This window comes from Streptomyces sp. NPDC045778 (assembly GCF_056431945.1).
The window spans coordinates 156,466-169,333 of the sequence record NZ_JBWKJZ010000005.1; the positions used below are offsets into that span (position 1 = coordinate 156,466).

Genomic DNA, 12,868 nt, shown 5'->3' on the forward strand with positions numbered 1-12,868 from the left:
TCACGCCAGCGGCGAGGGGCGGTACACCGTCAGCGCCTCCGGCAGCTTCTCGATCAGCAACTCGCCCTCGACCGGCGTGATCTCGCCGTCGTACGCGACCATGGTGCCGGGCGCGAGCCCCGCCACGCGCAGGGTGCGGCGGCGGATGGCGGTCTGGACGGGGGAGCGTTCCACCGGCGCGGTGAGGGCGGCCGCGAGCAGCCGGGCACCGGGCCTGCGCCCGCCGTGCACGATGCGGACGTCGAGGAGCCCGTCGGCCAGGTCGAACCGCCGCGAGGGCGCGAGGCCCAAGCGGTTGTACACGCAGTTCCCCGCGAACAGCAGCCACAGCGCCCGCTCGGTGCCCTGGAACTCGGCCCGCAGGGGCTGCCGGTCCGAGCGCAGCACGCGGGTGGCCGCGAGGACCCCGGCGGGCCAGCCGCCGATCCGGGGGGACCACCGCTCGCGCTCGCGCACCAGCTCGGGATAGACGCCGAGGCTGAAGGTGTTGAGGAAGTAGCCGTCGCCGTGGCCCGCGCTGAACCGCCCCACGTCCACCGCGACCGCGTCGCCCGCCTCGATCGCGGCGGCGACCTCGCGCGGGTCCTCGGCGCCCAGGTCCTGCGCGAAGTGGTTCAGGGTGCCGCCCGGCACCACCACGAGCGGGAGGTCGTGCCGCAGGGCGGCGGCGGCCGCCGCGTTGACGGTGCCGTCGCCGCCGCACACGCCGAGCACCCGCGCGCGCTCCGCCGCCTTGTCCAGCTCGGCCGTCACCTCGTCCGGGGCACACCGCACGACCTCGGCGTGCGGCAGCGCGTCGAGGAGCGGACGCACCCGCTCCGGGGTGCGCGCGCCCTCGTTCACGACCACCACCAGGCCGCGCCCGCCGGGCAGGGCGGGGGCGTCCACGCGCGGGCGGCCCGGCGGCGGCAGCTGGGACCGGGTCGGCACCAGGCCGCGCACGGCGTAGGCCGCGCCCACGCCCAGGGCGGCGCCCGCGAGCACGTCGCTCGGGAAGTGCACGCCCGTGTACACCCGCGACAGGGCGACCGCCCCGGCGAGCGGGGCGACGGCCGCGCCCAGGCCCCGCGACTCCAGGGCCACGCCCGTGGCGAAGGCGGCGGCGGACGCGGAGTGGCCCGAGGGGAACGACGTGGTGATGGGCTGCCGCTTGAGCCGCCGCATCAGGGGCACGCCGTCGAGGAGCGGCCGCGCGCGCCGCACGGAGCGCTTGCCGAGGGTGTTGATGGTCGCGGACGCGAGCGCGAGCGAGGCCACGCCGCGCACGGCGGCGCGCCGGGCCCGGGGGTGCCGGGTCGCCGCGAGCGCGGCGCCCGTGGCGAACCACAGCACGCCGTGGTTCGCGGCCCGGCTCAGACGCGGCAGGACGTGGTCGGCCCCGGGCCAGTGCCGCTCGGCCACGGCGGTGAAGACCTGGCAGTCCAGGGAGGCGAGACGGGCCTTGGGCCCGCGGGCGGGGGGCAGGGGAAGCTCGGCGTCAGGGCTCATGGTGCCCGGGTACCCGGGGAACGCCGCGGCCAACGGCCGAGTGATCCACCCCACCTCGCGGGCCTTGGAGGACGGCCCAGGACGGCCCGGGACAGCCCTGGAGAGCGGCCCAGGACGGCCCGGGACAGCCCTGGAGAGCGGCCCAGGACAGCCCTGGAGGTAAACCGTTTGCCGCCCACGAGCGCGCCCACGGACAATCGCCCCCATGGGACATCTAGAGGCCGCGCACATCGAGTACTACCTTCCGGACGGCCGGGCGCTGCTCGGAGATGTCTCCTTCCGTGTCGCCGAGGGCACGTCGGCCGCGCTCGTCGGGCCGAACGGCGCGGGCAAGACGACCCTGCTCAAGCTGATCGCGGGCGAGCTGCGCCCGCACGGAGGCACGGTCACGGTCAGCGGCGGCCTCGGCGTCATGCCCCAGTTCGTCGGCTCCGTGCGGGACGGGACGACGGTGCGCGACCTGCTCGTGTCCGTGGCGCACCCGCGCGTCCGCGAGGCCGCGCGCGCCGTCGACGCCGCCGAGCACGCCCTCCTCACCGTCGACGACGAGGCGGCCCAGCTCCAGTACGCGCAGTCCCTCGCCGACTGGGCGGAGGCCCGGGGGTACGAGGCGGAGACGCTGTGGGACATCTGCACCACGGCCGCGCTCGGCGTGCCGTACGAGAAGGCGCAGTGGCGCGAGGTCCGCACGCTCTCCGGCGGCGAGCAGAAGCGCCTGGTCCTCGAGGCGCTGCTGCGCGGCACCGACGAGGTCCTGCTCCTCGACGAGCCCGACAACTACCTGGACGTCCCCGGCAAGCGCTGGCTGGAGGAGCGTCTGAAGGAGACCCGCAAGACCGTCCTGTTCGTCAGCCACGACCGCGAGCTGCTCGCCCGCGCAGCCGACCGGATCGTCAGCGTGGAGCCCAGCCCCGCGGGCTCGGACGTGTGGGTGCACGGCGGCGGCTTCGCCACGTACCACGAGGCGCGCCAGGAGCGCTTCGCGCGCTTCGAGGAGCTGCGCCGCCGCTGGGACGAGAAGCACGCCCAGCTCAAGAAACTCGTCCTCGACATGCAGCAGTACGCGTCGCGCAGCGACGAGATGGCCTCCCGCTATCAGGCGGCCAAGACCCGCCTTCGCAAGTTCGAGGAGGCCGGTCCTCCGCCCGAGCCGCCGCGCAAGCAGGACATCACCATGCGCCTGCACGGGGGCCGCACCGGCGTGCGGGCCGTGACCTGCAAGGACCTTGAGCTGACCGGCCTGATGAACCCCTTCGACCTGGAGGTGTTCTACGGCGAGCGCGTGGCGGTGCTCGGGTCGAACGGCTCGGGCAAGTCCCACTTCCTGCGCCTCCTCGCGGGCGATGTCGAGCACCCGGTGGCGCACACGGGCCAGTGGCGGCTCGGCGCTCGCGTCGTGCCGGGGCACTTCGCGCAGACCCACGCCCACCCGGAGCTGGAGGGCCGCACCCTCCTCGACATCCTGTGGCGGGAGCACGCCAAGGACCGTGGCGCGGCCATGTCACGGCTGCGCAGGTACGAGCTGACCGCGCAGGCCGAGCAGCGCTTCGAGCGGCTGTCCGGCGGCCAGCAGGCCCGCTTCCAGATCCTCCTCCTCGAACTCCAGGGCGCCACCGCCCTGTTGCTCGACGAGCCCACGGACAACCTGGACCTGGAGTCGGCGGAAGCGCTCCAGGAGGGCCTTGAGGCGTACGAGGGCACGGTGCTCGCGGTCACCCACGACCGCTGGTTCGCCCGCTCCTTCGACCGCTTCCTCGTCTTCGGCGCCGACGGCCGGGTCCGCGAGACCCCGGAGCCCGTCTGGGACGAGCGCCGGGTCGAGCGCGCGCGGTAGCGTGGCCGACAGCGCAGGGAAGTCCGCCGTACGCTGCGCGGTTGGAGACACCGTGTCCGTGAGGACGTCCTTCAGGACGGGCGACGTCGACGAGGCAAGGCAGCTCATCGAGGCCACGTACTACAGCAACTTCATGGACGTGTGCGAGGGGCCGCGGCCCTTCAGCGCGCGCTACGACATCGGGGAGCTGGGCGCGCTCACCGTCGGCGACATGAGCTGCGGCGCCGACGTCCGCATGCGCTTCGGCGAACTCGGCGCCTACCACGTCAACATCCCGCTCAGCGGGCACCTGACCTGGCGGCAGGGGACCGCGCCGGGCACCACGGCCGGCGTCGGCAGCGCGGCGGTCTACCTACCGGTCGGCGACACCGTCCTGGACCGCTGGTCCGGCGACTGCCGCCTGCTCGCAGTGAAGGTGGACCGCGCCGCCCTCGAAGGGCGCCTGGAGCGGCTCACGGGCAGGCCGGTGCGCTCCCCGGTGACCTTCGGCCCGGTCTTCGACACGCGGCGGGGCGCCGGGCGCGGCTGGGCGCGGCTCGTGCGGACCGTCGCGGCGGACCTGCGCGAGGACGACGGCGTCCTGACCCACCCGCTGGTCGCCGAGCCCCTCCAGGAGGCCCTCCTGAACGGGCTGCTGCTCGCCGCCGACCACCGCTACCGCGACCGGCTCGCCGAGCCCGTGCGCCAGCTGCGCCCCGCCCCCGTCAAGCGCGTGACGGACGCCGTCCAGGCGCGCCCGGAGCACCCGTTCACCACCGCGTCCCTCGCCGCCGAGGGCCGCGTCGGCGCGCGCTGGCTCCAGGAGGCCTTCCGCCGCTACGTGGGCATGTCCCCGATGGCGTACGTACGGGACGTGCGCCTGGGGCGCGTCCGCGAGGAGCTGCTCGGGGCCGGGCCCGGCGAGCGCTCGGTGAGCGAGGTCGCGCACCGCTGGGGCTTCACCCACCTCGGCCGGTTCGCCGAGCAGTATCGGACGCGGTTCGGCGAGCTGCCGTCCCAGACGCTGCGACGCTGACCGGGACGGAGGCCGGACAGGGTACGCGGTCAGGAGGCGGCGCGCGGCCCTGAGGCGATGGCGGGCGCTGTCCGGACGCGGTGCGCTATGTGGACAGACCGTGCGCGCAGCGGATCGTCGGCGCCCCGCGGCCTGCCTAACGTAGCTCTGTCGCCGGGTGGACCGGCCGCGCCGCGGGGGTCCTGGCTTTCTCCCGGGGTGTGGGCCGTGGACGGAAACCCCGGCACCTCCGGCCCGGCTCCGCTGAGCGCCGGGCCGGTTCGGACCGGCGGGCCCGGTCGTTCCCCCTGGCATTCCCCCGTGTGCCATCGGGCCCGCCCCTCCGAACACCGCCGCGGACACCTCCGCGCCCCGCGCGCCCCCTCCCCGGTGGTTCGCGCCCCGTATCCCGGTCAGACTCGACAGCACACGGCAGGCGGAGCGAGGAACGGGAGACGGCATGAGCCACGGCGAGGACCAGCGGGTCCTGGAGCGGCACGGCCAGGCCCTTGAGCAGTTCACCGACCGCGTCCACGCGGTGCGGCCGGACCAGTGGGACGCCGCGACGCCCTGCGCCGGCTGGACGGTCCGCGACCTCGTCAACCACCTGGTGTCCGAGCAGCTGTGGGCGCCGCCGCTGGTCCGCGGCGCCACCGTCGAGGCGGTCGGCGACACCTTCGACGGCGAGCTGCTCGGGCCCGACCCCGTCGCCTCCTGGGACACCGCCGCCGAGGCCTCCCGCGCCGCGTTCCGCGCACCGGACGCGCTCACCGGCACCGTCCACCTCAGCTACGGCGACACCCCCGCGCGCGACTACTGCGCCCAGATGACCACCGACCTCGTGGTGCACACCTGGGACCTCGCCCGCGCCATCGGCGCCGACGAGCGCCTGCCCGACGACCTGGTCGCCGCGGCCGCGCACGAGGTCGCCCCGTACGCGGCCGACCTGGCGAAGAGCGGCGTGTTCGCCCCGGCGGTGCCGCCACCGCCGGGGGCGGACGCGCAGACACGGCTCCTGTGCCTGCTCGGCCGCACCCCCTGAAACCGGCCGCTGCTCAGCGCCGGGCCGGCGGCCGGTCCCAGTGGCGGTGTGTCGCGATCGCGCCGACGAACTCCCGCAGGAACTCCTCCCCGGCCACGCCCGGTGAGGTGTCCGTGACCACGCCCCGGTCGGCGACCGGGCGCCCCGCCTGGGCGGAGAGCCGAAGGCCGGCCGCGTCGAGTGCGGCGAGCACGCCGACGCCCGAGCCGAGGGCACCCACCGGCTTGCCGTGCCGGTAGGCGTCGCGCACGAACCGCACCGCGTCCGGGTCGTCCGCCACCGCGGGGGTGCCCGTCGGTCCGCCCGGCACGAGCACCGCGTCGTACAGGACCGACGCCACCGTGGGCAGCGCCCGGTCCACCGCGTATCGCTCGCCGTCCGCGCCGGTGACCGTGCCGTCGCGCGGCGCGAGCGCCTCGACGACCGCGCCCTCGGCGGCCAGCGCCCGCCGCACCGACGTCACCTGTTCCGCGTCCACGCCGTCGCACACCAGGACCGCTATCTGCCGGGTGCGGATCGAGCCGTCGCCGCGCTGGTTGTCCAGGCTGAGCGCGGGTGAGGTGCCCGCCTTGGCGGGCTGCCCGCCGGTGCCGTCCGGCGCGGGCACGCCGATGCCCGCCGCCACCCGCGCCGCGAGGTCCTGGTCGACGTGGGCCAGCTCCGCGACCGTACGGGCCCGCACGGTGCGCGCCTGGACCTTGCCCAGCTCGAACCGGAAGGCCTCGACGATGTGCTGCCGCTCCCAGTCCGCCATGCTGTGCCAGAACAGCGCGGCCTGGCTGTAGTGGTCCCGGAAGCTCGGGCTGCGCTCCCTGATCTTCACCCCGTCGACCCGCTCCGCGTGGTGCCGGTAGGCGTGCGCGTCGGCCCCGGCGACCGCGGGACAGCCCGCGCCGAGCGAGTTCGGCGCGTAGTTGGTGCCGCTGTGCAGGGCGCTCTGGTGATAGCCGTCGCGCTGGTTGGTGCGCACCGGCGCCACCGGCCGGTTGACCGGCAGCTGGGCGAAGTTGGGCCCGCCCAGGCGGATCAGCTGCGTGTCCAGGTACGAGAAGTTGCGGGCCTGGAGCAGCGGGTCGTTGGTGAAGTCGATGCCCGGCACCACGTTCGCCGTGTGGAAGGCGACCTGCTCGGTCTCGGCGAAGAAATTCTCCGGGTTGCGGTCGAGGACCATCCGGCCGATCGGCCGCACCGGCACCTGCTCCTCGGGGATGATCTTCGTGGCGTCGAGCAGGTCGAAGTCGAAGGCGAACTCGTCCTCCTCCGGCACGAGCTGCACCCCCAGCTCGTACTCGGGGAACTCGCCCGCCTCGATCGCGTCCCACAGGTCACGGCGGTTGAAGTCCGGGTCGCGGCCCTGGCACTCCTGCGCCTCGTCCCACACCAGCGAGCGCGTGCCGAGCTTCGGTTTCCAGTGGAACTTCACGAACGTGCCGCGCCCGTCGGCGGTGACGAACCGGAAGGTGTGCACGCCGAAGCCCTGCATCATGCGGTAGCTGCGCGGGATCGCCCGGTCCGACATCAGCCACATGATCGCGTGCAGCGTCTCGGGCTGGAGCGACACGAAGTCCCACAGCGTGTCGTGCGCGGAGGCGCCCGTGGGGATGTCGTTGTGCGGCTCCGGCTTCACCGCGTGCACGAAGTCGGGGAACTTGATCCCGTCCTGGATGAAGAACACCGGGAAGTTGTTCCCGACCAGGTCGTAATTGCCCTCCGATGTGTAGAACTTGGTCGCGAAGCCGCGTACGTCCCGGACCGTGTCGGCCGAGCCGCGCGGCCCCTGCACGGTCGAGAACCTCACGAAGACCGGCGTCCGCACCGAGGGGTCCTGGAGGAAGGCCGCCCGCGTGAACTCGGCGCAGGACTCGTACGGTTCGAAGTAGCCGTACGCGCCCGCGCCCCGGGCGTGCACCACCCGCTCCGGTATCCGCTCGTGGTCGAAGCGGGTGAGCTTCTCGCGGAAGTGGAAGTCCTCCAGGAGCGTCGGCCCGCGCGCCCCCGCGCTCAGCGCGTCGTCGGTGTGGTCGACCTCCACGCCCTGGTCGGTGGTGAGCGGGCCGCCCGCCGGGTCGGCGGCCCGGTAGTGGTCGCGCTGCCGCTGCTTCGGGTCCTCCGGCGGCGGGTTCGATGTCATGTCGGTGCCTCCTCGGGGCCGGGGCCACGCGTGCGCATGGTCGACGTTCCTTTCCCCTGTGCTGTGTACTCGCTGCGCGCCCCGCGGCGGCGCGCAGCCGCGGCTCGCCTCACAGGGCGAGGCCCGGGCCGCCGTCCGGCGCGGCGCGGCTGATGTCGGCGAGCGTGGACGCCGGGTCCTGCTCGATCGCCAGGTCGCCGAGGCTCACCATGCCCACCGGGCGGCCGTCCTCCACGACCGGCAGCCTGCGCACCGCGTGGTCGCGCATCAGGCCGACCGCCGCCGCCACTTCGTCGTCGGGGCTCACCACCACCGGGTTGGGGGTGCACACGGACTGCGCGCTGACCGTCAGCGGGTCGGCGCCGTCGGCCACGGCCCGCAGCGTGATGTCCCGGTCGGTGAGCACCCCGACCACCTGGTCGCCGTGCGCCACGACGACGTCGCCGATGTCCTGGGCCCGCATCAGCTGCGCGGCCTCGACCAGCGAGGCGTCGGGCCTGACCGCGACGACTCCTGGTGTCATGACCTCCCTCACGTACTCCGCCATGTCCAGAGACCTCCTTCGTCCGTCGGCGATGCGACCCCGCCCGCAGTACCCCTGTGGTGCCCCTCCATGCCTCGCCGGAGCCGGGGGCGCGATCCGGCGCGCGGACGGGGTTTGCGCGGGTCGGCGGGGGAGACCCGGGGCGCGACCCCCCTCACATCGGAGTCTTCACACAGAGGGGAGGAGCGGTCATGGCGGTTCTCGCCGTGTTCATCCCGGTGCTGCTGCTGGGCGTGGTGCTCGCGCTCGGCCGGTACGAGGAGCTGTTGCTGCCACCCGCGGAGCGGTCCGAGGAACCCTTCGAGCCGTTCGTGGGCGACGGCGCGCACCGCGCCCTGTGACGGACGCGGCCGGGCGGTGCCAGGGCCCCACACCGGACGCCGCCCGGGTGACCGCCGACCCGGCCGCCCCCCGCTGATGTGGTGCGCGGGCACCAGGCCCCGCGCGTGCCTGGTCCGTACGCACCAGGCGAGGACGGCGGCGGGAGACGATGCCCGCGAGGGCACCGGAAGGCAACGGTAGGAGGCGCGCGCAGCCCGCGCGTTCCCCCTTGCCTAGCGGTGTCTGGAGTGATCGACAGGTGGCCACGTTTCTTTACCGGATCGGACGGTGGGCCTTCCGGCGGCGCCGGCTCGTGGGCGGGGTGTGGCTGGGCGCCCTGCTCCTCGCCGTGGTCGCCGCCGCCGTGGCGCCCTCCGGGGAGGAAGAGGACCTCTCCATGCCCGGCACCGAGTCGCAGAAGGCCTTCGACCTGCTGGACGAGCGCTTCCCGCGGGGCGACTCCCAGGGCGCCGAGGCCCGGCTGGTGTTCCGCGCCCCCGACGGGCAGCAGGTGACGGCCGACGAGAACAGGGCGGCCGTCCAGGACGCGCTCGCCCCGCTGGACGGCGGCGCCCAGGTCGCCTCGGCCACCGACCCCTACAAGACCGGCGCCGTCAGCAAGGACGGCACCACCGCATACTCCACGATCACCTACACCGAAGGCGCCGCCGACCTGACCGGGCCGACGAAGAGCGCCCTGGAGGGCGCCGCGGGACAGGCCAGGGACGCGGGCCTCACCGTGGAGATCGGCGGCTCCGCCCTGGAGTCGGAGGAGTCACCCGGCGGTACGACGGAGATCGTCGGCGTGGTGGTGGCGGCCGTGGTCCTCGTCCTCACCCTCGGATCGCTGGTCGCGGCAGGGCTTTCGCTCCTCACCGCCTTCGTGGGCGTGGCCATCGCCTTCGGCCTGATCTCCGCCCTCGCGGTACCGCTGGGCCTGACGTCCACCGTCGCCATCCTGGCGCTGATGCTGGGCCTCGCCGTCGGCATCGACTACGCGCTCTTCATCACCTCCCGCTTCCGCGACGAGCGCGCCCGCGGCAGCGAGCCCGAGGAGGCCGCGGGGCGCGCGGTGGGCACGGCCGGATCCGCCGTCGTCTTCGCCGGGGCGACCGTCTTCATCGCCCTGGCAGGACTCGGGGTCGTCGGCATCCCCGAACTCACCAGGATGGGCCTGGGCGGCGCGGGCGCCGTGGCCCTCGCCGTCCTCGTCGCCTTGACGCTGGTCCCCGCCCTGTTCGGCTTCTTCGGGCGCCGGGTGCTGTCCCGCGCCGCGCGGAAGCGGCGCCCGTCCCAGGGCGCGGAAGCGGCGCCCGCCCGGGCCGGGCTCGCCGCCCGCTGGGCGCGGTTCGTCCTGCGCCGCCCGGTGGCCGTGCTGCTGGTCGCGGGGCTCGGCCTCGCCACCGCCGCCCTCCCGGCGCTGAGCCTCGAACTCGGGCTGCCCGGCGACGAGTCCAAGTCGGTCCACACCACCCAGCGCCGCGCCTACGACCTGCTGTCGGAAGGTTTCGGCCCCGGCTTCAACGGCCCCCTGACCGTGGTCGTGGACACCGCCGCGGCCCCGGACGCGGACCCCCGGGCCACCACGGACCTCGCCGTCAGGACCGTACGGGCCCTGGACGGGGTCGCGTCGGTCGGCGAGCCGGTGCTCAGCCGGGCCGAGGACACGGCCGTCTTCACCGCCGTCCCGCGCACCGCGCCCCACAGCGGCGGGACCAAGGACCTGGTGCACGCGATCCGGGACGCGGTCTCCGGCGTCGAGGCCGACACGGGCGCCGGGATCCTGGTCACCGGCAGGACCGCGCTGAACATCGACATCTCCGAAGCCATGTCCGACGCCCTGCTCCCGTATCTGACCGTGGTCATCGGCCTCGCGGTGCTCCTGCTGACGGTGGTCTTCCGCTCGGTCCTGATCCCGGTCAAGGCCGCGCTCGGCTTCCTGCTGTCGGTGGGCGCCGCCTTCGGCGTCCTCGTCGCCGTCTTCCAGTGGGGCTGGGCCGCGGACGTGCTCGGCACCGAACAGACCGGACCGGTCATGTCGCTGATGCCGATCCTCGTCATCGGCATCGTCTTCGGTCTCGCCATGGACTACGAGGTCTTCCTCCTCACCCGGATGCGGGAGGCCCACGTCCACGGCGCGTCCCCCGGCGAGGCGATCGTCACCGGATTCCGGCACAGCGGACGGGTGGTGGCCGCGGCGGCGATCATCATGACCAGCGTGTTCGCCGGGTTCGTCGGGATGAACAGCCCGACCGTCAAGACGATGGGCGTCGGCCTGGCCTCCGCCGTCCTCTTCGACGCCTTCGTGGTGCGCATGGCGATCGTGCCCGCGGCCCTGGCCCTGCTCGGCCACCGGGCCTGGTGGCTGCCCCCTATCCTGAACCGTGTGCTGCCGAACGTGGACATCGAGGGCGAGAAGCTGAGCGGGCACGTCCCGGCCGCCGCGCCCGTGCCCGACGCCGCGGTGCCGCGGCTCCCCGTCGGCCGGCACCGGTACTGAGCCGGCCATGACGCACACGGGGGGCACCCTCGCGCGACCACGCCGCACGTGGGCGCGGGAGACAGCGATCACGGCGACGGCGTTCGCGCTCTGCCTGCTCGGCGGTGTGCTGGAGGACGACAGCAGCACGCTGTCACCGCCGTCCGCCGCCGCCTACCTCGTCGCCGTGGTGTCCTGCGCCGTGCTGCCGGCGCGGCACCGGTGGCCCCGGACCGCCATGGCGGTCACCACCGCGAGCGGCGTGCTCGTGCTGCCCCTGGGGCTCCTCCTCAGCCCGCTCGTGGTGGCGCCCGCCGTGATCACCGCCTACTCCTACTCGCTCACCGCGCGCAGCGAACGGCGCGCGGCGAGCGCGGTGTTGCTCATCTCCGCGGCCCTGCTCGTCGCCTCCGCCCCCCTGTTCGGGGAACTCTCGTGGAAGGACGCGAGCAGGGTGGGAGCGGTGTCGGCGTTCCCGCTGGTGGCCGGTGTCCTCGGGAACTCGGCCCAGAACCGGCGGGCCTACCTGGCGGCCGTGGAGGAGCGGGCCCTGCGCGCCGAGCAGAGCCGGGACAGCGAGGCGCGCCGCAGGGTGGCCGAGGAACGGGTGCGCATCGCCCGGGAGTTGCACGACCTCGTGGCCCATCAGATCACCCTGGCCAACGCGCAGGCCACGGTCGCCGCCCACCTCTTCGACACCCGCCCGGAGCAGACCCGCGAGAGCCTCAGGGAGCTGGTCGAGACCACCGGTGACGCGCTCGACGACCTGCGGGCCACGGTCGGCCTGCTGCGCCAGTCCGGGGACGCGGCCACGCCCGCCGAACCGGCGCCCGGGCTCGCCCGGCTCCCCACGCTCCTGGAGTCCTTCCGCCGCGCGGGCCTGGAGGTGACGGTGCGTCAGGAGGGCACGGCCAGGCCGCTGCCGCCGGGAGTGGACCTCACCGCGTACCGCATCGTCCAGGAGGCCCTGACCAACGTGACCAAGCACGCCGGAACCGGCAGCGCCCACGTGCGCCTCGCCTGGAACCGCGACCGGGTGACCCTCACCGTCACCGACGACGGAGGAGGAGGCCGTACGAAACCGAGCGCTGCTACGACGCCGAGTGCGGCCACGACAGGACCGGGCGCGGCCGCGGCGGCGGACCGTCCGCCCGGATACGGCCTGATCGGGATGCGGGAACGCGCCACCGCGGTCGGCGGCCACCTCGTCGCGGGCCGGCGCCCGGAGGGCGGCTTCCGCGTCTCCACCGAGCTGCCCCTCCCGCCCGCGAAGGGCCCGCGGACGGCCGACGCGGCGCCGGGCGACGGACGCACGGGCCACGGAGAGGCCGGGGACGCGCCGTGACGCTCCGTGTGCTGCTCGCCGACGACCAGGCCCTGCTGCGCCAGGCCTTCCGCCTTCTCCTGGACTCCGCCGACGACATCACCGTGGTCGGCGAGGCCGGCGACGGCGGGGAGGCGGTGCGCCTCACCCGGGAGCTGCGCCCGGACGTGGTGATCATGGACATCCGCATGCCCGAGGTGGACGGCCTCACCGCCACGACGCGGATCTGCGCGGACCCGGAACTGCGGGCCAGCCGCGTCCTGATCCTCACCACGTACGAGACCGACGAATACGTCGCCCAGGCGCTGCGCGCGGGGGCCGGTGGCTTCATCGGCAAGGGCATCGGGGCCGAGGACCTGCTCGACGCCGTGCGGACGATCGCCGCGGGTGACACGCTCCTGTCACCGGCCGCGACCCGCTCCCTGGTGGCCCGCTTCCTGGCCACGCCGGACGACGTGCCGCCGCGGCACTCCGAGCGGCTCGCCGTGCTCACCCCGCGCGAACGCGAGATGGTGGCCCTGGTCGCGACCGGCCTGTCCAACCAGGAGATCGCCGAGCGGATGTTCCTCAGTCCCTTCACCGTCCGCGCCCATGTGCAGCGCGCCATGACGAAGCTGGAGGCGCGCGACCGGGCCCAACTCGTCGTCATCGCCTACCGGACGGGTCTGGCGCGGGCCGCCCCCGAGAGCGGTGACGGCCCGGCGTAGTGCG

At 74.7% G+C, this 12,868-nt stretch carries 10 protein-coding genes; 7 read left to right on the plus strand and 3 right to left on the minus strand.

Going from position 1 to position 12,868, the window contains the following annotated elements:
• Positions 1-1,488 carry a phosphatase PAP2 family protein gene (locus tag AC07GB_RS08715; RefSeq protein WP_478842967.1) on the minus strand — a complete coding sequence of 496 codons (1,488 nt, stop codon included), beginning with the start codon at positions 1,486-1,488 and terminating at the stop codon, positions 1-3.
• Between the two features lie 205 nt (positions 1,489-1,693).
• Between AC07GB_RS08715 and AC07GB_RS08720 the strand changes: the two genes are divergently transcribed.
• From AC07GB_RS08720 to AC07GB_RS08730, 3 genes are all read left to right on the plus strand, one after another.
• On the plus strand, positions 1,694-3,322 hold the full coding sequence (locus AC07GB_RS08720; protein WP_478842969.1) for an ABC-F family ATP-binding cassette domain-containing protein: 1,629 nt from the start codon (positions 1,694-1,696) through the stop codon (positions 3,320-3,322).
• Positions 3,323-3,374: 52 nt separating this feature from the next.
• Positions 3,375-4,337 carry an AraC family transcriptional regulator gene (locus AC07GB_RS08725; protein WP_478842970.1) on the plus strand — a complete coding sequence of 321 codons (963 nt, stop codon included), beginning with the start codon at positions 3,375-3,377 and terminating at the stop codon, positions 4,335-4,337.
• Between the two features lie 439 nt (positions 4,338-4,776).
• Positions 4,777-5,358, plus strand: coding sequence for a TIGR03086 family metal-binding protein (locus AC07GB_RS08730; RefSeq protein ID WP_478842971.1), 582 nt, complete (start codon positions 4,777-4,779; stop codon positions 5,356-5,358).
• Positions 5,359-5,371: 13 nt separating this feature from the next.
• Here the strand turns inward: AC07GB_RS08730 and AC07GB_RS08735 are convergent, their stop codons facing one another.
• Positions 5,372-7,489 carry a catalase gene (locus AC07GB_RS08735; protein WP_478842973.1) on the minus strand — a complete coding sequence of 706 codons (2,118 nt, stop codon included), beginning with the start codon at positions 7,487-7,489 and terminating at the stop codon, positions 5,372-5,374.
• Between the two features lie 109 nt (positions 7,490-7,598).
• Complete coding sequence (locus AC07GB_RS08740) at positions 7,599-8,036, minus strand: CBS domain-containing protein (protein ID WP_478842975.1); 438 nt, start codon at positions 8,034-8,036, stop codon at positions 7,599-7,601.
• A gap of 188 nt (positions 8,037-8,224) precedes the next feature.
• On the opposite strand from AC07GB_RS08740, the gene AC07GB_RS08745 reads away from it, so the two are divergent.
• The 4 genes from AC07GB_RS08745 (at position 8,225) to AC07GB_RS08760 (ending at position 12,864) form a co-directional block, all read left to right on the plus strand.
• The gene (locus tag AC07GB_RS08745; protein ID WP_170316535.1) at positions 8,225-8,374 is read left to right on the plus strand and encodes a hypothetical protein; all 150 of its coding nucleotides are present in this window, start codon (positions 8,225-8,227) and stop codon (positions 8,372-8,374) included.
• A gap of 239 nt (positions 8,375-8,613) precedes the next feature.
• Positions 8,614-10,854 carry an MMPL family transporter gene (locus tag AC07GB_RS08750; protein WP_478842977.1) on the plus strand — a complete coding sequence of 747 codons (2,241 nt, stop codon included), beginning with the start codon at positions 8,614-8,616 and terminating at the stop codon, positions 10,852-10,854.
• A gap of 7 nt (positions 10,855-10,861) precedes the next feature.
• Positions 10,862-12,178, plus strand: a complete 1,317-nt coding sequence (locus AC07GB_RS08755) for a sensor histidine kinase (protein ID WP_478842979.1) — start codon at positions 10,862-10,864, stop codon at positions 12,176-12,178.
• The gene (locus AC07GB_RS08760) at positions 12,175-12,864 is read left to right on the plus strand and encodes a response regulator transcription factor (RefSeq protein WP_478842981.1); all 690 of its coding nucleotides are present in this window, start codon (positions 12,175-12,177) and stop codon (positions 12,862-12,864) included. Before AC07GB_RS08755 ends, AC07GB_RS08760 begins: the two co-directional genes overlap by 4 nt.
• Positions 12,865-12,868 lie beyond the last annotated feature (4 nt).

Coding starts and splice junctions, on each gene's coding strand:
- AC07GB_RS08715 (WP_478842967.1), bottom strand. CDS start 1,488: ATGAGCCCTGACGCCGAGCTTCCCCTGCCCCCCGCCCGCGGGCCCAAG.
- AC07GB_RS08720 (WP_478842969.1), top strand. CDS start 1,694: ATGGGACATCTAGAGGCCGCGCACATCGAGTACTACCTTCCGGACGGC.
- AC07GB_RS08730 (WP_478842971.1), top strand. CDS start 4,777: ATGAGCCACGGCGAGGACCAGCGGGTCCTGGAGCGGCACGGCCAGGCC.
- AC07GB_RS08735 (WP_478842973.1), bottom strand. CDS start 7,489: ATGACATCGAACCCGCCGCCGGAGGACCCGAAGCAGCGGCAGCGCGAC.
- AC07GB_RS08740 (WP_478842975.1), bottom strand. CDS start 8,036: ATGGCGGAGTACGTGAGGGAGGTCATGACACCAGGAGTCGTCGCGGTC.
- AC07GB_RS08745 (WP_170316535.1), top strand. CDS start 8,225: ATGGCGGTTCTCGCCGTGTTCATCCCGGTGCTGCTGCTGGGCGTGGTG.
- AC07GB_RS08755 (WP_478842979.1), top strand. CDS start 10,862: ATGACGCACACGGGGGGCACCCTCGCGCGACCACGCCGCACGTGGGCG.